The organism is Hyphobacterium sp. SN044 (genome assembly GCF_021864465.1).
Classification (GTDB): Bacteria; Pseudomonadota; Alphaproteobacteria; order Caulobacterales; family Maricaulaceae; genus Hyphobacterium.
This window is the reverse complement of record NZ_JAKKUV010000059.1, coordinates 1-281: the sequence shown is the minus strand read 5'-3', so window position 1 is coordinate 281 and position 281 is coordinate 1. Positions and strand designations below refer to the sequence as shown.

The window sequence follows — 281 nt, the reverse complement described above, 5'->3', positions numbered from 1 at the left end:
CGCCGATCCTGGCCGGGGTGGCGATGGCGCTGTCGTCGGTCTCTGTCGTCGCCAACAGCCTGCGGCTCAAGCGCTTCCACACTACGATGTCACAGGAAGGAGAACGCGCCATGGCGAAGGATCCGGTGTGCGGGATGGACGTCGACCCGAAGAAGGCCGCCGCCCAGTCGAGCTACAAGGGGCAGATGATTTACTTCTGCGCCGTCGGGTGCAAGCAGAAGTTCGACGCCGATCCGGAGAAGTACCTCTCCAGGTGATCACCTCTCCGCAGCTCGACGGCC

Annotated in this window: 1 protein-coding gene; it reads left to right on the top strand. The window is 64.1% G+C overall.

Features of this window, described 5'->3' with window-relative positions:
* A partial coding sequence (locus L5876_RS14645) for a YHS domain-containing protein (RefSeq protein WP_236957098.1) occupies positions 1 to 257 on the top strand: 257 nt, incomplete at its 5' end.
* Between the last annotated feature and the right edge of the window lie 24 nt (positions 258 to 281).